This window comes from Pseudomonas sp. CBS, from assembly GCF_024734645.1.
Taxonomy (GTDB): domain Bacteria; phylum Pseudomonadota; class Gammaproteobacteria; order Pseudomonadales; family Pseudomonadaceae; genus Aquipseudomonas.
In genome coordinates, this window is the sequence record NZ_CP102929.1 from 7,092,958 (window position 1) to 7,112,843 (window position 19,886).

Genomic DNA, 19,886 nt, shown 5'->3' on the forward strand with positions numbered 1-19,886 from the left:
TGATGTGAAACGGCGCGCGATTATGCCTGAAGTCAGGCCTCTGAGCTGATCATGCTGCGGATTTTGTTAGCCAGCAGGTCAATCGAAAACGGCTTGGCCACCATGTCCATGCCGGCCTCCAGGAACCCCTGGCGCTCGGCGGCTTTCTCGGCATAACCGGTCATGAACAGCACCTTGAGCGCCGGTCGATGTTGCCGGGCAATTTCTGCCAATTGCCTGCCGTTCATCCCCGGCAAGCCCACATCGGTCACCAGCAAATCCACGCGCAAGTCAGACTCCAGCAGCGGCAAGGCCGCCCGTGCATCCGCCGCCTGGTGTGCGGTATAGCCCAGTTCATCCAGCACATTCACCACCAGCATCCGCACCGCCGGGTCGTCCTCGACCACTACCACGGCTTCGCCTTCCAGTGCCACCGGGGCTTCGCCTTGGCTGGCGGGCGTGGTGCGCTCCAGGGCCGTGCCATGCAGACGCGGCAAATACAGGCGCACGCAAGTGCCCTGGCCCGGTTCGCTGTGAATGGTCACGTGGCCGCCGGATTGCTGGGCAAATCCATAAATCATCGACAAGCCCAGGCCGGTGCCCTGGCCAATGGGCTTGGTGGTGAAGAACGGGTCGAAGGCCTTGGCGAGGATCTTCGCGGTCATGCCGGCGCCGTTGTCGCTCACGCCAAGCATCACATAGTCGCCGGCCTTGACCGGCTCCAGGGTGGTGATGTCGGTGCCGTCGAGGTAGCTGTTGGCGGTCTCGATGCACAATTGCCCGCCGTCGGGCATCGCATCGCGGGCGTTGATCACCAGGTTGAGCAGGGCGTTTTCCAACTGGCTGGCGTCGGTGTTCACCGGCCACACGTCGGTGCCCAGTTGCACCTTGAGTTCGATGTGCGCGCCCTTGGTACGGCGGAACAGGTCCTCCAGGGACGCCACCAACTGATTCGGATCCACCGGCTTGGGGTCCAGGGATTGGCGGCGGGAGAACGCCAGCAGGCGGTGGGTCAGCGCAGCGGCACGATGGGCCGAGGACACGGCGGCGTCGGTGAAGCGGCCGATCTCGTCGCTGCGTCCGGCAGCGATGTAGCGTTGCATCAGGTCCAGGCTGCCGATGATCCCGGTGAGCATGTTGTTGAAGTCATGGGCGATGCCGCCGGTGAGCTGGCCGACCGCTTCCATCTTCTGGGCATGGCGCAGGGCGTCTTCGGCACGCTCGCGCTCGAACATCTCGTTTTGCAGGCGCTGGTTGGCTTCGGCCAGGGCCTGGGTGCGTTGATTGACGCGCTCTTCGAGGTTTTCGTTGAGGTGGCGCAGGGCTTCTTCGGTCAGTTTGCGCTCGGTCTCGTCGATCACAAAAATGTAGAAACCGTTGACTGAACCGTCAGCGCTGAAACGCGGCAGGTACTTCATCAGCGCGTGGCGGGGGCGGCCGTCATGGTGCGGCGTGACGGTGACAAAACTGCAGGCCTTGCCCTTGAGCGCCGCCTCGATCTTGTCGACGCGCCCGGCATAGATTTCGTCGCCCACCACTTCGCGGATGGTCTTGCCGTACAGCTCCTGCGGGGTCATGCCGTACCAATCCAGGTAGGCACTGTTGTTCAGGCGAAAACGCTGCTCGTGGTCGACATAGCCGATCAGCACCGGCATGGCGTTGATGATCAGTTGCAGCTCGGTCTGGCTTTGGCGCAGGGCCTGCTCAGTGTGCTTGCGTTCGGTCAGGTCGAGGGCGGCGCCGAGAAAACGTGCCGGTCGGCCATGGTGATCCTTGTAGCAACGGCCCCGGGCAAACACCCAGCGCACTTCGCCGTCGGCCTGCAGCAGGCGATATTCCTCGGCGTATTCGGTGCCGTGGGTGATGCAATGCTTGATGCTGCGGGCCACCATGCCACGGTCTTCGGGGTGCACACCTTGCAGGTAGTCGCTGATGGGCAGCAGGCCGGCATCGCAGGGGTCAACCCCATGCAGTTGGGCGAAATGTGCGTCGGCGATAAACCGGTCTTCGCCAATGTCCCAGTCCCAGGTGCCCACGGCGTCGGTGGCGGCCAGGGCCAGTTGCAGGCGCTGCTCGGTGTCGCGCTGAGCCCTGAGGCTGTTTTCGGTGCGCTGCTGGAGTTCCAGGGCGATGCGCCGGCGCTCGTTGGTTTCGATGGCGGTGATCAGGATCCCGGCGACCTCACCACGCTCGTCGCGGATCGGGCTGTAGGTCAGGTCGAGCCAGATCTCGGTGTCGCGGTGATTGCGTTGCAGCACGAAACGCTGCTCGGTGAACGTGCGCACCTGGCCCGCGAAGACGGCGCTGTAGATCGGATCGGTGAACGGCTTCAGCTCCGGCCAGATCAGGTCGGCAGGCTGGCCAAAGGCGCCAGGATGCTTGTTGCCGGCCAGCATCGCGAAGCCGTCATTGTAGATCTGGGTGAGTTCGGCGCCCCACAGCAACAGCATCGGCATGGGTGAATGGATCACGATGTCGACGGCTGTACGGAGGCTTTGCGGCCAATCAATGGCGTCACCGAGGGGGCTTCGTGCCCAGTCCAGCCGCGCAATCAGTGCTGCGGCCTCGCTGCCGGTGGGTGATACGTTCATGAAAATGCCCTGCGCGTAACGCTTGAAGAATGACAAAAGCCGATTATCCCGTGAGGAGTGATCGGCTTTCCACCCTCGAAAAATAGCATGCTTGAGGGTTTTGTCTTCAAATGAGTGCTTGAGGGCTAAAACGTTTCATCTTTCTGCCAGCTCCGGGCGATCACGAAATTGCTCCAGTGCCTCGGGGTTGGCCAGGGCGTCGGTGTTCTTCACCGCCTCGCCATGCACCACGTTGCGCACCGCCAGTTCGACGATCTTGCCGCTGATGGTGCGCGGGATGTCCGTCACCGCCAGAATCTTCGCCGGCACATGGCGCGGCGTGGTGTTGGCGCGGATCACCTGGCGGATCTGCTGCTCCAGGGCGTCATCCAGCTCCACGCCGTCGCTGAGCCGCACAAACAGCACCACCCGCACGTCATCCTGCCAGCGTTGGCCGATGGCCAGGCTTTCCAGCACCTGCGGCACCTTTTCCACTTGGCGATAAATCTCTGCGGTGCCGATGCGCACGCCGCCGGGGTTGAGCACGGCGTCCGAGCGGCCATGGATCAGCAAGCTGCCATTGGGCCGTTGTTCGGCGTAGTCGCCCTGGGCCCACACGCCGGGAAACTGGCCGAAATACGAGGCCCGCAGTTTTTCCTGGTGCGGGTCATTCCACAAGCCGATAGGCATCGCCGGGAAGTGCCGGGTGCACACCAGTTCGCCTTTTTCGCCTATCAGCGGGCGACCTTTGTCGTCCCAGACTTCGATGGCCATTGCCAGGCTCTTGCACTGCATCTCGCCACGGCGCACCGGCAGCACCGGGTTGCCGATCACAAAGCAGGAGACGATGTCGGTGCCGCCGGACATCGACGACAGGCACAGCTCCGGCTTGATCTCGCGGTACACGTAGTCGTAGCTCTGGGGCGACAGCGGCGAGCCGGTGGAGATCAAGCCCTTGAGGCTGCCCAGGTCGTGACTCAGGCGCGGTTGCAGCCCGGCCTTTTCCAGGGTGGCGAGGAACTTCGGGCTGGTGCCGAACACGCTGATTTTTTCCTGGTCGATCAGGTCCATCAGGCGCTCCGGCCCCGGGTGAAACGGTGAGCCGTCATACAGCACCGCCGTGGCGCCGATGGCCAGCACCGACACCAGCCAGTTCCACATCATCCAGCCGCAGGTGGTGTAGTAGAACAGGCAGTCATCCCGCGACAGGTCGGCGTGCAGGCCGTGTTCCTTGAGGTGGGTGAGCAATACGCCGCCGGTGCCGTGGATGATGCACTTGGGCACGCCGGTGGTGCCGCTGGAATAGAGGATGTACAGCGGATGATCGAAGGGCACGGCGACGAAATCGGGCTCACCGCCGGGGCTGTAGAAGTCGTTCCAGAGCGCGACGTTGGCCCGGGTCTGATACTCCTCGGGACGCGCCTGCGGGCGGGCATACGGCACGATGATCAGCTGTTGCAGGGACGGCAGCCGCTCGAGGATTTCATTGAGCTTGCTGCTTTGGTCGATGACCTTGCCGGCATACCGGTAACCGGCGCAGGTGATCAGTACCTTGGGTTCGATCTGGCCGAAGCGGTCGATCACGCCTTGGGTGCCGAAGTCGGGCGAGGAGCACGACCAGATCGCGCCGAGGCTGGTGGTGGCGAGCATGCCCACCAGGGTTTGCCAGGTATTGGGCATGCACGCGGCGACCCGGTCGCCCACGCCGACACCGGCGGCCCGCAGGCTGCGTTGAAGGCCGGCGACGTGGCGGGCCAGTTCGGTATAGGTCAGTTGTTCGCGCTGGCCGTCTTCGCTGATGGCGACCACCGCAGGATGATCGTCGCGGCGGCGCAGCAGGTGTTCGGCAAAGTTCAGGGTAGCGCCGGGAAACCACTGGGCGCTGGGCATCTCGGCGCCTTCGATCAGTACCGCGTTGGGTGGCGTGCGGAACTGCACCTCGAAGAACTCGACAATGGACTGCCAGAAGTCCGGGCGCTGGTCGATGCTCCACTGGTGCAGGGCCGGGTAGTCGCTGATCTGCAAGGCATGGCGATCATTGATGAAGCGCCGGAACTGGTCCATGCGGGTGGTGTGGATGCGTTCGGGGGAGGGTTGCCAGAGTATTTCGGACATAGGTGAGTCTCTCTCGTTCCCACGCTCTGCGTGGGAATGCCTCATTGGACGCTCTGCGTCCGCTCTTGGGACGCGGAGCGTCCCGGGCTGCATTCCCACGCGGAGCGTGGGAACGATCATCGTCGTTTACTGGGCCAGCCAGCCGCCGTCGATATTCCACGCCGCGCCCCGCACCTGGCTGCCGGCTTCGCTGCACAGGAACAGCACCAGTTCCCCCAATTGCGGCGGCGTCACGAACTCCAGGGACGGCTGCTTCTCCGCCAGCAAATCCTGCTGCGCCTGCTGTGGGTCAACCCCGCTGGCGATGCGATCATCAATCTGCTTCTGCACCAGCGGCGTCAACACCCAGCCCGGGCAGATGGCATTGCAGGTGACATTACTCTGGGCGGTTTCCAGCCCCACCACTTTGGTCAGCCCGATCACGCCATGCTTGGCCGCGACGTAAGCCGCCTTGCCCACCGAACCCACCAGCCCATGCACCGAGGCGATATTGACGATCCGCCCCCAGCCCTTGGCCTTCATGCCCGGCAGGCTCAACCGCGTGCTGTGGAACACCGACGACAGGTTGATCGCAATGATCGAATCCCAGCGCTCTACCGGAAACTCGTCCACCGACGCCACATGCTGAATCCCGGCGTTGTTCACCAGGATGTCGATGCCGCCAAACTCGCGCTCGGCGTAGGCAATCATCTCGGCGATCTGCGCCGGGTCGCTGACGTCCGCCGGGTGATGCCCGACCTTGCCGCCGAAGGCCTGCACCTGGGCGATCACCGCGCTGGCGTCGCCGAAGCCGTTGAGGATCAGGTTGGCGCCGGCCTTGGCCAGGCTCAGGGCGATGCCCAGGCCGATGCCGCTGGTGGAGCCGGTGACCAGGGCGGTCTTGCCGTTCAATGTCGTCATATCAACCTCACACAATGCCGGTAGCGTAGAAAGTACCAATCACCACGAACACCGCGAGGGTCTTGATGATCGTGATGCCGAAAATATCTTTATAGGCTTCGCGGTGGGTCAGCCCGGTGACCGCCAGCAACGTGATCACGGCGCCGTTGTGGGGCAGGGTGTCCATGCCGCCGCTGGCCATGGCCGCGACCCGGTGCAGTACTTCAAGAGGGATATTGGCCGCATGGGCTGCTGAAATAAAGCTCTCCGACATGGCCGCCAGCGCAATGCTCATGCCGCCCGAGGCGGAACCGGTGATACCGGCCAGCAGGGTCACGGTAATCGCCTCGTTGACCAGTGGGTTGGGAATGCCCTTGAGCCAGTCCGCCAGCACCAGGAAGCCCGGCAGCGAGGCGATCACCGCACCAAAACCGTATTCCGAAGCGGTGTTCATCGCCGCCAGCAATGCACCGCTGACCGCGCTCTTGCTGCCCTCGGCGAGCTTGCTGCGAATCGCCGAGAAGCCGAATACCAGCACCACGATAATCCCCACCAGCAACGCCGCCTGCACTGCCCAGATCGCCGTGAGCTTGGCGACTTCGGTCTGCACCGGCACGCTCATGCCCGGCAGGCTGAGGGTGTGGGTCTTGCCGTACCACAGCGGAATCCAGTGGGTGAACAGCAGGTTCATGATGCCCACCAGCAGCAGCGGCGACAGGGCGATCCACGGGTTGGGCAGCTTGATGTCTTCGGCGGTCTCCGGCTCGTTGCGCAGGTTGGTGCCATAGCCTTCACCGGCCCGCTGGGCCTTGTTGCGCTGGCGGGCCAGGTACAGCATGCCGACGCAGAACACGAAGATCGTGCCGATCAGCCCCAGCCACGGCGCAGCCCAGGCGGTGGTGTTGAAGAAGGTACTGGGGATGATGTTCTGGATCTGCGGCGTGCCGGGCAGGGCGTCCATGGTGAACGAGAACGCACCGAGGGCGATGGTCGCCGGCAGCAGGCGCTTGGGGATATTGCTCTGGCGGAACATCTCGGCGGCAAACGGGTACACCGCGAACACCACCACAAACAGCGACACGCCGCCGTAAGTCAGCAGGGCGCACACCAGCACGATCACCAGCATCGCCTGGCGGGTGCCGAGCAAGCGGATCGCGGCAGCGACGATGGAGCGCGAGAAACCGGAGATTTCAATCAGCTTGCCGAATACCGCGCCGAGCAGGAACACCGGGAAATACAGCTTGAGGAAGCCGACCATTTTCTCCATGAACACCCCGGTGAAGGCGGGGGCGACGGCGGAAGGGTCGGTGAGCAGCACAGCGCCGAGGGCGGCGATGGGGGCAAACAGGATGACGCTGTAGCCACGGTAGGCGGCCAGCATCAGCAGCGCCAGGGCTGCGAGGGCAATGATCACACTCATGGTGTGTCTCCATCTGATTGTTATTTTTGTGGGGTGAGGCGGTGGGGAAGGGCTATAGCGAGATGTGTGCCAAGTGTTTAACTTGTTGAAATATATGGAAAAGTTATTGATCTGTGAGTGCGTTCTCAAATTCTGTCCCGAATTTGAGACTGGTGGAGATCAAATGTGGGAGCGGGCTTGCTCGCGAATGCGGTATGTCAGTTCCGAATTTACTGGCTGGCACACCGCATTCGCGAGCAAGCCCGCTCCCACAATGGATTTTCTCTGTATTTGGAATTGTGTCTCTGTTTTGAGATTATGCGATGCCCAGCGCAACCATCTTCTTGTACAAGGTCGACCGGCCAAGCCCCAGCCGCTTCGCCGCCTCCACCACATTCCCTTCACACGCCTTCAACGCCGCCCCAATCACCTGCCGGTCAAACCGTTCCCTGGCCGCACTGAAACTCTCGCCCTCAACGGTCTCTACCGAGCGGTGCTCAACCGGACTGAACGTACCAATTGCCGCGCGAATTTCACGGGCATCCAGCACCAGGTCATCACTCAACAGCGCCGCCCGCTCCAGCACATTGCGCAGCTCGCGGATATTCCCTGGCCACGCATGCTGCGCCAATAGCGCCAGCGCTTCCCGGTCCAGTTCATGCTGGCTGCGCAACTCCTCCAGAATCGCTTCACTCAACGCCGGCAAATCATCCAGCCGCGCGCGCAACGGCGGTACCTGGATCGGCAGCACATTCAGGCGGTAATACAGATCCGCGCGGAACTCCCCGCGCTTGATCGCCGCTTCCAGGTCCATCGACGTGGCGGCAATCACCCGCACATCACTGTGGATCATCTCGTTGGAGCCCACCGGCTCGAACTCTTTCTCCTGCAACACCCGCAGCAGCTTGCTTTGCAGCGGCAGCGGCATGTCGCCGATCTCATCGAGAAACAGCGTGCCGCCCTGGGCAATCTGCAACTTGCCGGGGCGGCCCTTGCGGTCGGCACCGGTAAACGCGCCCGGTGCCGTGCCAAAGAATTCGGCTTCCAGCAAATCATGAGGAATCGCCGCGCTGTTGATACTCACAAAGGCTTTGTGCGCCCGAGGCGATGCACCGTGAATCGCCTGGGCCAGCAGTTCCTTGCCGGTCCCGGTTTCCCCCAGTAACAACACCGGCGAGTCCGCGCTGGCGCTGCGCCGCGCCCGGCGTTTGACTTCCAGGCTGGCCGCGCTGGTGCCGATAAAGTGCGCGAAGTTGTACTTGCTTTGCCGCGACCTCAGCAACGACCGCGTGGACGCCAGTTCCTGCTGCATGCTCAGGTAGCGCTCGATCAGCGGCGACAGGTTGCGCAATTCATCAAACAGCGCAAACCCGATTGCACCGATCACCTTGCCCGCGTCGTCATGGATCGGCAGGCGCATCACCACCAGCGGGCCTTTGGGCGTGTCCTGGATATCCAGCAGAATCGGCTGGTCGTTGCGCACCACCTGGCGTAACAGGCTGTTGGATATCACCTGCTCGCAGGGTTGACCGATGGCCTCGTCGGCGCTTTTCAGGCCGAAGCGCTTGGCGTAACGCTCGTTCATCCAGACGATGTTGGCGTCACCGTCGACAATCACCGTGCCTTCGCTGGACTGCTCGATGATCTCGAACAACGACTGGATCGCCAGGCCGCGAACGTATTGGTAATCCTTGAGGCTGCCGCTGGTGTTCATGGATGCGCCGCCGCGAGGAGTTCCTGGGTGTAGGGATGTTGAGGCGCGGCAAACACTTCGTCGCTCGGCCCGCGCTCCACCACCTTACCGTCCTTGATCACGATCATGTCGTGGGCCAGGGCCCGCACCACTGCCAGGTCGTGGCTGATAAACAGGTAAGTCAGGCCGTACTTTTCCTGCAGCTCAAGCAGCAGGGCGACCACTTGTTTCTGCACGGTACGGTCCAGCGCCGAGGTGGGTTCGTCCAGCAGAATCAACGCCGGTTTGAGCACCAGGGCACGGGCGATGGCGATGCGTTGGCGCTGGCCGCCGGAGAATTCATGGGGGTAGCGATGGCGGCTGGCCGGGTCCAGGCCGACGTCTTCCAGCACGCGGATCACTTGGGCTTCGCGGTCCTTGAGGCTGCACGGGGCATGCACTTCCAGGCCTTCGCTGATGATCTGCGCCACCGACATCCGCGGGCTGAGGCTGCCGAACGGATCCTGGAACACCACCTGCATCTGCTTGCGCCACGGCTGCATCTGCTTTTGCGTCAGGCCGTCAATGGCCTCGCCCTGGAAGCGAATCGCGCCGCTGGAATCCAGCAGCCGCAGAATCGCCTGGCCCAGGGTGGATTTGCCCGAGCCGGACTCGCCGACAATCCCGAGCGTCTTGCCGCGCTGCACCGTCAGGCTGATGCCGTCCACCGCTTGCAGGTACTGCTTGCGCCGGAACAATCCGCCGCCCAGCGGGAACTGCACGCTCAGGTTATCCACCTGCAACACCGTCTCCCGCGTCTCGTGATTCAAGACGATGCCTGCCGGTTCAGCATCCAGCAGCAGGCGGCTGTAAGGGTGCTTCGGCGCGCAGAACAGGGTTTCGCAATCCGCCTGCTCGACAATTTCCCCGGCCTTCATCACGCACACCCGCTGGGCAATGCTGCGCACCAGGTTGAGGTCGTGGCTGATCAGCAGCAGCGACATGCCCAGGCGTTGTTGCAGGGACTTGAGCAGCAGCAGGATCTTGCGCTGCACGGTCACATCCAGCGCGGTGGTGGGTTCGTCGGCGATCAACAGTTCCGGCTCGCAGGCCAGGGCCATGGCGATCATCACCCGCTGGCGCTGGCCGCCGGAGAGTTGATGGGGATAGGCCTTGAGGCGTTCCTGGGGCTTCTGGATGCCCACCAGTTCCAGCAATTCAAGGATCCGCGCCTGGGCTTGCTTGCCGCCCAGGCCCTTGTGCAACAGCAGGGTTTCGCCGATCTGTTTCTCGATGCTGTGCAGCGGATTCAGGGACGTCATCGGCTCCTGGAAGATCATCGCAATCCGGTTGCCCCGCAGTTTTTGCAGGGTGGCGGGCGAGGCGCCGAGCAGTTCCTGGCCGCGATAGCGTACCGAGCCGGTGGTTTCGGTGCCGGCTTCGGGCAGCAGTTGCAGGATCGAATGGGCGGTCACCGATTTGCCCGAACCGGACTCGCCCACCAACGCCAGGCACTCGCCGGGGCGCACGTCCAGGCACAGCTTGCGCACCACGGTCTGGCCGTTGAAGGCGACGCTCAGGTCGCGAATCTCGATCAGGTTTTCAGTCATCTCAACGGCCTTCATGAGCGTGGGTCGAAGGCGTCACGCAACGCCTCGCCGATAAACACCAGCAACGACAGAATCAGCGCCAGGGTGAAAAATGCAGTCAGCCCCAGCCATGGCGCTTGCAGGTTCTGCTTGCCCTGGGCGATCAGCTCGCCCAGTGACGCGCTGCCGGCGGGCATACCGAAGCCGAGGAAATCCAGGGCGCTCAAGGTAGAAATCGCCCCGGTCAAAATGAACGGCAAGTAGCTGAGGGTGGCGGTCATTGCGTTCGGCAGGATATGCCGGCGGATGATCTTGCCGTCACCCAAACCCAGCGCCCGCGCGGCCTTGACGTACTCCAGGTTGCGCCCTCGCAGGAACTCGGCGCGCACCACGTCCACCAGGGCCAGCCACGAAAACAGCGCCATGATCCCCAGCAACCACCAGAAATTCGGCTCGACAAACCCCGACAGGATGATCAGCAAGTACAGCACCGGCAGGCCGGACCACACTTCCAATATTCGTTGCCCGAGCAAGTCCACCCAACCACCGTAGTAACCCTGCAAGGCACCGGCGGCGATGCCGATGGCAGCGCTGATGGCGGTGAGGGCCAGGGCAAACAGGATGGATACTCGTGCGCCGAAGATCACCCGCGCCAGTACGTCGCGGGATTGGTCGTCGGTGCCCAGCCAGTTCACGCTCGATGGCGGGCTGGGGGCAGGACGGGTCAGTTCGTAGTTGGGGGTGTCGTCGCTGAACGGGATCGGCGGGAACAGCATCCAGCCGCCGTCCTTCTTGATCAGGTTCTGTACGTATTCACTGCGGTAATCCGCCTGGAAGGGCAGTTGCCCGCCGAACTCCTGCTCGGTGTAGCGCTTGAACACCGGGAAATACAGTTCGTCCTGGTAGCTGAGCACCAAGGGTTTGTCATTGGCGATCAACTCGCCGCCGAGGGTCAGGATAAACAGGCCGATAAACAGCCACAGCGACCACCAGCCGCGACGGTTTTTCTTGAAGCGTTCAAAGCGCCGACGGGCCACGGGAGAGAGCTTGAGCATCAGGCGTTCCTCGCGGCGAAGTCGATACGCGGGTCCACCAGGGTGTAGCAGAGGTCACCGATGAGTTTTATCAAGAGGCCAAACAGCGTGAAGATAAACAGCGAACCGAACACCACCGGATAGTCCCGTGAAACCGCCGCTTCGTAGCTCATGCGGCCCAGGCCATCGAGGGAGAAAATCACCTCGATCAGCAGCGAACCGGCAAAGAACACCGCGATAAACGCCTGGGGAATCCCCGAAATCACCAACAGCATGGCATTGCGGAACACATGCCCGTAAAGCACCCGGCGTTCACTCAAGCCTTTGGCTCGGGCGGTGACCACGTACTGGCGGGTGATTTCATTGAGGAACGAGTTTTTGGTGAGGATGGTCAAGGTGGCGAAACCGCCGATCACCAGGGCGCTGACCGGCAGTACCAGGTGCCAGAAGTAATCGGCGATCTTGCCGACGGTGCTCAACTGGTCGAAGTCTTCCGAGACCAGCCCGCGTACGGGGAACCAGTTCAACGAGGTGCCGCCGGCGAAGACCACGATCAGGAACATCGCAAACAGAAACGCCGGCATCGCATACCCAATCACGATCGCGGTGCTGCTCCACACATCAAAACTGCTGCCATGGCGCACCGCCTTGCGAATCCCCAGCGGGATTGACACCAGGTAGGTGATCAAGGTGGCCCACAGGCCGAGGGAAATGGTCACCGGCATCTTTTCGAGGATCAGGTCGGTCACGCTTTTGCCACGGAAGAAACTGTTGCCGAAATCCAGCTGGGCGTAGCTCTTGAGCATCAGCCACAGGCGTTCCGGCGCGGGCTTGTCGAAGCCGTATTGTTTTTCGATGTCCTTGATCAGTTCCGGGTCCAGGCCACGGCTGGCCCGTGAGCCGCTGCTGAGGCTTTCGGCAGACGAGCCGCCGACGCCACCGCCGCCGATGCCTTGCAGGTGGGCGATGGCCTGTTCCACCGGCCCGCCGGGCGCGGCCTGCACGATAACGAAGTTCACCAGCAGGATAATCACCAGGGTCGGAATGATCAGCAGCAGGCGCCGCACGATATAGGCAAACATCAGCGGGCTCCCGGGCGTTTGGTCAGTTCGGCTTTCATCTGTTCATTGGTCAGCGGCGTGGGGCTGATTTCCCACCAGGTTTCCAGGGCCTCATCGGTCTTGGCTTCCACGGCCGGGCGGCCGAAGCGGTTCCACCACGCGGCGGAGGTGCCCGGCGGGTAGTAGTTGGGAATCCACAGGTAATTCCATTGCAGCACGCGGTCCAGGGCGTGGGCGTAACTCAGCATTTGCGACTGGGTATTGGCCTTGACCAGGCCATTGATCAGGCTGTCCACGGCAGGGTCTTTCAGGACCATGTAGTTGTTGGCGCCGGTATCAAACGCGGCGGCGGAACCGAAGTAGTTGTACAGCTCCATCCCCGGCGAGGTGGTGACCGGGAAGCCGGTGACGATCATGTCGTAGTCCCGGGCCATCAAGCGGTTGACGTATTGCGAGGAGTCGATACGGCGGATATTGAGGGTGATGCCGATCTGCGCGAGGTTGCGTTTGTACGGCAACAGCAAGCGCTCAAGGCCGTTCTGGGCGTTGAGGAAGGTGAACTCCAGCGGCTCGCCTTCGGCATTTACCAGTTTGTCGCCGTCGGGTTTCCAGCCGGCCTGTTCCAGCAGGGCCAGGGCTTGCAGTTGCTTGTCGCGGATCATCCCGCTGCCGTCGGTGGTCGGCGCCTTGAAGACTTGGGTGAAGACTTCGTCGGGAATCTGCCCGCGCAAAGGTTCCAGAATCGCCAGCTCCTGGGCGTCCGGCAGTTGGGTCGCCGCCAGCGGGCTGTTGGAGAAGAAGCTTTGTTGGCGGATGTACATGTTGCGCATCATCTGCCGGTTGGCCCATTCGAAGTCCCACAACATGGCCAGGGCCTGGCGCACGCGGCGGTCCTTGAACATCGGCTTTTGCACGTTGAACACGTAGCCCTGGGCTGGTTGCGGCGCCTCTTTGGCCAGGTGCGCGCGTTGCAGGCGACCATCGTCCAGGGCCGGGCCGTTGTAGCCGATGGAGTAGCCGGTGGCAGAGAATTCGCGGTTGAAGTCATAGGCGCCGCCCCGCAGGACCTGGCGCGCCACTTCGGTGTCGCCGAAATATTCCAGGCTCAGGTGATCGAAGTTGTACAGGCCGCGGCTGATGGGCAGGTCCTTGCCCCACCAGTTCGGGTCACGCTTGAAGGTGATGGTGTTGCCGGCATCCACCTTGCTGATGGTGTAGGGGCCGCTGCCGAGGGGAATCTCGTAGCCGCCGCCGTCGGCGAAGTTGCGGGTTTTCCACCAATGTTCCGGGAATACCGGCAGGGTGGCGACATCCAGGGGCAGGGTGCGGTTTTCGTTGCTGGAGAAATCGAAGCGCACCTGGCGCGGGCCTTCGACTTCGACGTGTTTGACGTCAGCGAACAATGTGCGGTAGCGCAGGCTGCCCTGGGTCATCAGCAGGTCGAAGGTGTAGCGCACGTCTTCGGCGGTGATCGGCTGGCCATCGGCGAAACGCGCCTTGGGGTTCAGGTAAAAACGCAGGGACAGACCGTCGTCTGACCGCTCCATCTTTTCCGCCACCAGGCCGTAGACCGTGTAGGGCTCATCCAGGGAGCGCTGGGCCAGGGGCGAATACAGCCAACCGTCGACCTGGCTGACGCCGATGCCTTTGTCGCCATAAGGCAATACATGGTCGTAGCGCCCGATTTCGATCGCCGAACGCCGCAAGCTGCCGCCCTTGGGGGCATTGGGGTTGGCGTAATCGAAATGGGTGAACCCGGGCTGGTATTTGGCCGGTTCGCCGTACACGGTCAGTGCCGATTGCGGCGCGGCGATCACGGCGGTGCTGGCCAGCAATAGGGCCAGGGTGGAGCAAAACAGAGTAGAAAAAGCGACTCGCATTATCAGCCTTGGGCGCCGGGTGAAGAGGTAAATGGATTTGTACGCTATGCGCGTGCGCCTCGCCAGTCTTCACACTGTCACAGATGCACAACGGCCCACCAAAAGGCGGGCCGCTGTTTTAAACATAGGTGCGGACTGGATCAGTCCTGACGGCTGGTCACTTCCAGCAGGTGATAACCGAACTGGGTTTTCACTGGGCCTTGCACGGTGTTGACCGGGGCGCTGAAGACGACGGTGTCGAATTCTTTAACCATCTGGCCCGGGCCGAACGAACCCAAGTCGCCGCCTTGACGGCTGGACGGGCAGGACGAGTTGGCTTTGGCAACTTCGGCGAAATCAGCGCCGCCTTCGATCTGTGCTTTCAGTTCGTTGCACTTGTCTTCGGTGGCAACCAGGATGTGACGGGCGGTGGCTTTGGCCATGAGGGATAACTCCTTGGGTAAAAACGGTGAGCGTACCGGATTCAGGTGGTTATTTCCTGGCAAAGTTCCCCAAGAATGAACCGACGCTTCACGAGCGCCGCCCCCCGTAGCAGCTGTCGAGCGCCAGCGAGGCTGCGTCAGCCGCGCCACCGCTGTTGCGCCAGGCACGAGATCGGGTCGCTCCCGACGCAGCCTCGCTGGGGCTCGACAGCTGCTACGGGGTGGTGGTGGTGGTGGTGGGTCAGGTGTGGCGGGCCATTACGCCGCTGTGGGTCAGCCAATCGATAAACAGTGCAAACAGCTCCGCCTGGGAGTTGATTTCAAGCTTGGTATACAAATGCTTGCGGTGCATGCGCACGGTTTCTGGGGAGATGCCCAGCACTTGGGCGGTGGATTTCACCGAGTGCCCGCGCAATATCAGGTGGGCGATCTCCCGTTCGCGCACGGTCAATACACCGCTGCCAAAATGCATGAACGCCGCTTCTATCTGCTGATGCACCTGGGTCTGGGTGAAGGCCTCATCACTGATCACCTTGCACAGCCCGCCTGTGGTGCCGAAGCGTCGCAGCAGTTCACGCACGATGGGTTGGGCGGTTCGTTGCAGTGCCAGTTGTTCGTCGCTGAACTGGCCGGCACTCAGCCCCTGGAACATGCACAGGGAAATCTTGCTGTTGGGGCACAGGTCGACGATGTAATAGCTCTCCTGGGCGCCGCCGCTGCGCAGGTAGTAGGTCTTGTAGTACTCGCTGTTGAAGAAATCGTCCGGGGCGATTTGCGCCAGGTGGTAGAAACCTTCGGCCAGGCCCTTGTCTACCGCGAGGCAGAACGGGTCCAGCAGGTAGCCCCGGGAAAAGTAGCGGTTGATGATTTCTTCATAGTGCGGCCGGGGGATGCCTTGCTGGTAGAGCAAGTGCGGCGCCTGGCCCTGGCGCTCCAGGCTGATCATCATCGATTCGATAGGGGTCAGTGCACTGAGGGCGCAGGCCAGGTGTTCAAGGAATGACGCTTCGTCGACGCTGGCGAAGGCGTGGGCCAACGCACCATTCCAGGCGTCAAGCACCTGGAAGGACGGGGCAGGGCAGTGATCGGCATGCTGGTTCATGCCGGCCAGTCTACCCGCCGGCCAGGGCCCCGGCAAAAGCACCGAGGCGCCCAGGCTCATCGGCCCTGATACTCGCCGCTTTGGCGCAGCTCTTCGGCGGTGTCGAGGATGCACTGGCGCAGGATCTCCACCACTTGATCCACCTGGGCATGGGTGATGATCAGCGGCGGCGACATCACGTTCAGGTGGCCGATGGGCCGCACCAGTAAGCCTCTGGCCTGGGCCCGCAGGTGGATCTTCTCGCCGATGTTTACCGCGTCCGGTAGCAGCGCCTTGGTGTGTTTGTCGGCGACAAATTCGATGCAGGCCATCAAGCGCTGGCAGCGTACGTCGCCCACCAGCGGCAGGCTGGCCAGGGTTTGCAGGCGCTGTTCGAGGTACACGCCGACGTCTTCGACATGGGCCAGCAGGTTTTCCCGCTCGATGATCTCGATGTTCTTCAGTGCCGCCACGCAACTCACCGGATGACCGCTGTAGGTGAAACCATGGGTAAAGCAGCGGCCTTTGCCCGGCTCGCCGATCACTTGCCAGATGCGGTCCGAGAAAATACAGGCGCCCAACGGCAGGTAACCGGACGTCAGGCCTTTGGCGGTGGTGATGATGTCCGGCTGCATGTCGAACACCTCCTGGGAGGCGAAGAATTTTCCCAGCCGGCCGAAGGACGTCACCACTTCATCCGCCACATACAGCAGGTCGTAGCGTTGGCAGATTTCCCACATGCGCCGGTGATAACCCTTTGGAGGAATGATCACGCCGCCCGAGCCCATGATCGGTTCGGCAAAGAACGCGGCCACCTTGTCGGCGCCGATGGTCAGGATCTTGTCTTCGAACTCATCCACCAGGAAATCGAGGAACTGCGCCTCGCTCATGCCTTCTGGCGCCCGGTAGTAGTTGGGGCAGGAGATGTGGTGGAACAGGTCGCTCATGAAGTCGAATTCCGGCGCACGGTCGGCGGCCTTGTTGCCGATGGACATCGTCAGGAACGTCGAGCCGTGGTACGCACTGAAGCGCGAGATGATGTGTTTCTTCTCATGCTTGCCGCGACTGTTCTGATAGAACTGCACCAGACGATAGGCGGTATCGACGGCCGTGGAACCGCCGGTGGTCAGGAACACATGGTCGAGGTCGCCGGGGGCCAGGCTGGCGAGCTTGGCGCACAGTTCGATGGCGGTGACGTTGGCCATGTCGCAGAACGGGTTGGAGTAGGCCAACTGTCGCACCTGGTTGGCGATGGCGTCGGCCATTTCCTCGCGGCCCAGGCCGATATTCGTGCACCACATGCCGCCGACGGCATCCAGGTAACGGTTGCCGGCGGTGTCGTAGATGTAGGCGCCATCACCCGCCGCGATATTCAGTGAGCCTTGTTCACGGTGTTCGTCAAACATATGAAAACCGTGCATGTAATGGGCCTTGTCGGCGGCGTCCAGTTGCTCGTGATCGAACTGGGCGAAAAAAGCAGGATTTGGCAGGGTCATGGCATTTACCTTCAATGGCTGGGTTTCACTTGCCGGTCTTCACGGCGTTCCAGGTACGGGTGATCAGGCGCACGGCGGCTTGGGACTGGCTTTTCTGGGTGAACAAGCGCTGCATCGTCGCCGCGTCCGGGTAGATGGCCGGGTTGTCGCGTATGTCCGCATTTACAAAGGGCTTGGACGCCAGGTTGCTGTTGGCGTAGTGAATGGTGTTGCTGACGCCGGCGATAACCTCGGGTTGCAGGAGGAACTCGATGAACTTGTGGGCATTCGCCACGTGCGGGGCGTCGGCCGGGATATAGAAGTTATCGAACCAGATCAGCGAGCCTTCCTTGGGGATGAAGTAACCCAGGTTGACCTTGGCCCCGGCTTCCGCGGCCCGGGCCTGGGACGTGGCGTAGTCGCCGGACCAGGTCGCGGCCATGCACAGCTCGCCGTTGGCCAGGCCGTTGATAAAGCCGCTGGAGTCGAATTTGCGGATGTACGGCCGTACCGCCATCAGTACATCCTGGGCGGCCTTGAGGTCTTTGGGCGCCACGCTGTTGGGGTCCAGACCGAGGTAGGTCAGGGCCAGCGGGATCATGTCGGTGGGGGAGTCCATGAAGGTGATGCCACAGTCGGCGAAGCGCGAAACGATCTTGGGATCGAAGATCATCGCCAGGGAGCCGATAGGCGCATCCGGCATGCGTTCCTTGATCTTGTCGATGTTGTAGGTCACGCCGTTGCTGCCCCAGGTGTAGGGCGCCGAATAGCTCACGCCCGGATCATGGGTTTCCAGGCTTTTCAGCACCTGAGGGTCAAGGTTGTTCCAGTCGGGCAACAGCGTTTTGTTGAGGGGCTGGAAGGCCCTGGCCTTGATCAGCAGAGGCACCAGGGACGCGTTGAGCACCACCAGGTCATAACCCGAGCGCCCGGAGAGCAGCTTGCCCTGCACGGTTTCGTAGGAGTCGTAGGTGTCGTAGATCACCTTGATGCCGGTGGCTTTCTCGAAGTCGGCGAGGGTGTGTTCCCCGATGTAATCGGCCCAGTTGTAGATGCGCAAGGTGTTGCCCGGGTCGTCAGCGGCCTGGCTGACGGGCGTTGATGCAAGCAAGACAGCGCTGAACAGGGCGATAACAGCTTTATGCATGGCGGACCCACCTTGAAATTGTGCGTGTTGTCAGGCCGAGGGGCTGATTGCACTTTCAGGCAGGTGGCGGGTGGGGCGCCATACCCCGTTCGGGTAGGAGGCGGTCAGGGCAGTACGATGTAGTCGTTTCGCGTGACGACCGGGCGGTGAACGCCCTGTTCCAGGTGGATATAGCGTCCGTCTACCAGGTCGATGGGCAGGCAGTCGTCGATATCCAGCACGCCGTCGGTATGGGGTTGGGTCCAGTGGGTGAGCATCTGCCGTTTGCCTTGGGCCGCGGCTTCCCTGGCCGTGTGCGCAACCACCAGCAGGTAGTGGTGGGCTTCGCCAAAGATGTTCGATTCATAACCGCCCAGGTTGATGAAGTAAAGGCGCGGCGCACCGGCGTTAGGTGCCAGGTGGCTAAGGTGGACTTTCCAGCCGTCGACGCCGTCCACCGTCATCCAGGAATCGATATGCACACCTTTCTGGCTGCCAAACCAGCCCTCGCGCAGTTGCGGGTAGGCGGCTTCCAGGGTGTCGGCCACGGCGAATACCACATCATGCACTTCGATTTTCGCCCGGGGGTGCTTGCCCCCAAGCATGACCACAAACAGCATTGCGCGCCCTTTCTATGGCTGGGATGGAAAGGGCCACCATCCTTCGATTGAACCCTTTTGTCCAGTCGGTGCCACACTGTTAATTCGCGAATTCATCAGGAGGTTGTGATGCGCACCATTGATCTGGCCGGCGTTCCCGTCCCTGTCATCGGCCAGGGGACCTGGCGCATGGGCGAAAACCCCGGTCAACGCAGCGCCGAAGTGGCGGCGTTGCAACTGGGCATTGATGAGGGCATGACCCTGATCGATACCGCTGAAATGTATGGCGAAGGCGGCGCCGAAGAAGTCGTCGGCGAAGCGATTCGCGGCAAACGCGACCAGGTGTTCCTGGTCAGCAAGGTGTACCCGCACAATGCCAGCCGTAAAGGTGTTCCACAGGCATGTGAGGCCAGCCTCCAGCGCCTGGGCACCGACTACATCGACCTGTATCTGCTGCATTGGCGTGGGCAATACCCCCTTGAAGAAACCGTGGAAGCCTTCGAACGCTTGCGTGAGGCGGGCAAGATCGGTCGTTGGGGCGTGTCCAACTTTGATGTGGCCGACCTGCAGGAACTGGCGTCCCCGGTCTGTGCCACCAATCAGGTGCTCTACAACATTGAAGAGCGCGGTATCGAATTCGACCTGCTGCCGTGGTGGCAGCAACATAATTTGCCATTGATGGCCTACTGTCCCATCGCCCAGGGTGGCGAGCTGTTGGCCAGCCCGACCCTCAAGCAAATTGCCCGTCGACACGAAGTCACACCCGCCCAGGTTTCCCTGGCCTGGGTCTTGCGCCAGGACGGTGTGATCGCCATTCCCAAAGCCGTGACGCCCGAGCATGTGCGGCTCAATGCGGCGGCGGCAAAGCTGGTGCTGGATGAGCACGACCTGGACGCGATTGACCGGGTGTTTGGTGCGCCGAAGCGCAAGCATCCGCTGGCGATGGTCTAGCAGCCGACAGAAACGGCGCCGTCCATGGCTTTGCCGTTTCTCTTTCGGTGGGTG

15 protein-coding genes are annotated in these 19,886 nt (G+C 62.1%); 1 reads left to right on the forward strand and 14 read right to left on the reverse strand.

Annotated features, from left to right (window positions below):
- Positions 1–32 precede the first annotated feature (32 nt).
- From NVB75_RS32440 to NVB75_RS32505, 14 genes are all read right to left on the reverse strand, one after another.
- Positions 33–2,570 carry a PAS domain-containing protein gene (locus tag NVB75_RS32440; protein WP_258345068.1) on the reverse strand — a complete coding sequence of 846 codons (2,538 nt, stop codon included), beginning with the start codon at positions 2,568–2,570 and terminating at the stop codon, positions 33–35.
- Between the two features lie 135 nt (positions 2,571–2,705).
- Positions 2,706–4,664: an acetoacetate--CoA ligase gene (locus NVB75_RS32445; RefSeq protein ID WP_258345069.1), complete on the reverse strand. Its 1,959-nt coding sequence runs from the start codon at positions 4,662–4,664 to the stop codon at positions 2,706–2,708.
- Between the two features lie 126 nt (positions 4,665–4,790).
- A complete protein-coding gene (locus NVB75_RS32450) occupies positions 4,791–5,564 on the reverse strand; it encodes a 3-hydroxybutyrate dehydrogenase (protein ID WP_258345070.1) in 774 nt (257 codons plus the stop codon).
- 7 nt (positions 5,565–5,571) lie between these two features.
- Positions 5,572–6,963: a GntP family permease gene (locus NVB75_RS32455; protein ID WP_093208848.1), complete on the reverse strand. Its 1,392-nt coding sequence runs from the start codon at positions 6,961–6,963 to the stop codon at positions 5,572–5,574.
- Between the two features lie 295 nt (positions 6,964–7,258).
- Positions 7,259–8,656, reverse strand: a complete 1,398-nt coding sequence (locus NVB75_RS32460) for a sigma-54-dependent Fis family transcriptional regulator (RefSeq protein WP_177026347.1) — start codon at positions 8,654–8,656, stop codon at positions 7,259–7,261.
- On the reverse strand, positions 8,653–10,224 hold the full coding sequence (locus NVB75_RS32465; protein WP_258345074.1) for an ABC transporter ATP-binding protein: 1,572 nt from the start codon (positions 10,222–10,224) through the stop codon (positions 8,653–8,655). The genes NVB75_RS32460 and NVB75_RS32465 overlap by 4 nt, the downstream gene beginning before the upstream one ends.
- Before the next feature lie 11 nt (positions 10,225–10,235).
- The gene (locus NVB75_RS32470; protein WP_258345076.1) at positions 10,236–11,258 is read right to left on the reverse strand and encodes an ABC transporter permease; all 1,023 of its coding nucleotides are present in this window, start codon (positions 11,256–11,258) and stop codon (positions 10,236–10,238) included.
- Positions 11,258–12,319 carry a microcin C ABC transporter permease YejB gene (locus tag NVB75_RS32475; RefSeq protein WP_258345080.1) on the reverse strand — a complete coding sequence of 354 codons (1,062 nt, stop codon included), beginning with the start codon at positions 12,317–12,319 and terminating at the stop codon, positions 11,258–11,260. Before NVB75_RS32475 ends, NVB75_RS32470 begins: the two co-directional genes overlap by 1 nt.
- Positions 12,319–14,178 (reverse strand): extracellular solute-binding protein, encoded by a 1,860-nt coding sequence (locus NVB75_RS32480; RefSeq protein WP_258345081.1) that lies wholly within the window; start codon positions 14,176–14,178, stop codon positions 12,319–12,321. The genes NVB75_RS32475 and NVB75_RS32480 overlap by 1 nt, the downstream gene beginning before the upstream one ends.
- A 140-nt stretch (positions 14,179–14,318) precedes the next feature.
- Entirely contained in the window at positions 14,319–14,600 is a 282-nt protein-coding gene (locus NVB75_RS32485) for a peptidylprolyl isomerase (protein WP_003208024.1), read from the reverse strand.
- Positions 14,601–14,841: 241 nt separating this feature from the next.
- On the reverse strand, positions 14,842–15,702 hold the full coding sequence (locus NVB75_RS32490; RefSeq protein WP_258345083.1) for a response regulator transcription factor: 861 nt from the start codon (positions 15,700–15,702) through the stop codon (positions 14,842–14,844).
- Between the two features lie 56 nt (positions 15,703–15,758).
- Positions 15,759–17,177, reverse strand: coding sequence for an aminotransferase (locus NVB75_RS32495; protein ID WP_258345085.1), 1,419 nt, complete (start codon positions 17,175–17,177; stop codon positions 15,759–15,761).
- 25 nt (positions 17,178–17,202) lie between these two features.
- Positions 17,203–18,303: a polyamine ABC transporter substrate-binding protein gene (locus NVB75_RS32500; RefSeq protein WP_258345087.1), complete on the reverse strand. Its 1,101-nt coding sequence runs from the start codon at positions 18,301–18,303 to the stop codon at positions 17,203–17,205.
- A gap of 104 nt (positions 18,304–18,407) precedes the next feature.
- Positions 18,408–18,902: a DUF1543 domain-containing protein gene (locus NVB75_RS32505; protein ID WP_258345089.1), complete on the reverse strand. Its 495-nt coding sequence runs from the start codon at positions 18,900–18,902 to the stop codon at positions 18,408–18,410.
- 108 nt (positions 18,903–19,010) lie between these two features.
- Here NVB75_RS32505 and NVB75_RS32510 point away from each other — a divergent pair, with 108 nt between their 5' ends.
- Positions 19,011–19,832, forward strand: a complete 822-nt coding sequence (locus NVB75_RS32510) for an aldo/keto reductase (protein WP_258345090.1) — start codon at positions 19,011–19,013, stop codon at positions 19,830–19,832.
- The last annotated feature ends 54 nt before the right edge of the window (positions 19,833–19,886 follow it).

What these genes read in the sequence shown, in the direction of transcription:
- NVB75_RS32490 (WP_258345083.1), bottom strand. Translation starts at nt 15,702, where the DNA reads ATGAACCAGCATGCCGATCACTGCCCTGCCCCGTCCTTCCAGGTGCTT.
- NVB75_RS32445 (WP_258345069.1), bottom strand. Translation starts at nt 4,664, where the DNA reads ATGTCCGAAATACTCTGGCAACCCTCCCCCGAACGCATCCACACCACC.
- NVB75_RS32440 (WP_258345068.1), bottom strand. Translation starts at nt 2,570, where the DNA reads ATGAACGTATCACCCACCGGCAGCGAGGCCGCAGCACTGATTGCGCGG.
- NVB75_RS32495 (WP_258345085.1), bottom strand. Translation starts at nt 17,177, where the DNA reads ATGACCCTGCCAAATCCTGCTTTTTTCGCCCAGTTCGATCACGAGCAA.
- NVB75_RS32480 (WP_258345081.1), bottom strand. Translation starts at nt 14,178, where the DNA reads ATGCGAGTCGCTTTTTCTACTCTGTTTTGCTCCACCCTGGCCCTATTG.
- NVB75_RS32510 (WP_258345090.1), top strand. Translation starts at nt 19,011, where the DNA reads ATGCGCACCATTGATCTGGCCGGCGTTCCCGTCCCTGTCATCGGCCAG.
- NVB75_RS32450 (WP_258345070.1), bottom strand. Translation starts at nt 5,564, where the DNA reads ATGACGACATTGAACGGCAAGACCGCCCTGGTCACCGGCTCCACCAGC.
- NVB75_RS32465 (WP_258345074.1), bottom strand. Translation starts at nt 10,224, where the DNA reads ATGACTGAAAACCTGATCGAGATTCGCGACCTGAGCGTCGCCTTCAAC.
- NVB75_RS32485 (WP_003208024.1), bottom strand. Translation starts at nt 14,600, where the DNA reads ATGGCCAAAGCCACCGCCCGTCACATCCTGGTTGCCACCGAAGACAAG.
- NVB75_RS32455 (WP_093208848.1), bottom strand. Translation starts at nt 6,963, where the DNA reads ATGAGTGTGATCATTGCCCTCGCAGCCCTGGCGCTGCTGATGCTGGCC.
- NVB75_RS32500 (WP_258345087.1), bottom strand. Translation starts at nt 18,303, where the DNA reads ATGCATAAAGCTGTTATCGCCCTGTTCAGCGCTGTCTTGCTTGCATCA.
- NVB75_RS32460 (WP_177026347.1), bottom strand. Translation starts at nt 8,656, where the DNA reads ATGAACACCAGCGGCAGCCTCAAGGATTACCAATACGTTCGCGGCCTG.
- NVB75_RS32475 (WP_258345080.1), bottom strand. Translation starts at nt 12,319, where the DNA reads ATGTTTGCCTATATCGTGCGGCGCCTGCTGCTGATCATTCCGACCCTG.
- NVB75_RS32470 (WP_258345076.1), bottom strand. Translation starts at nt 11,258, where the DNA reads ATGCTCAAGCTCTCTCCCGTGGCCCGTCGGCGCTTTGAACGCTTCAAG.
- NVB75_RS32505 (WP_258345089.1), bottom strand. Translation starts at nt 18,902, where the DNA reads ATGCTGTTTGTGGTCATGCTTGGGGGCAAGCACCCCCGGGCGAAAATC.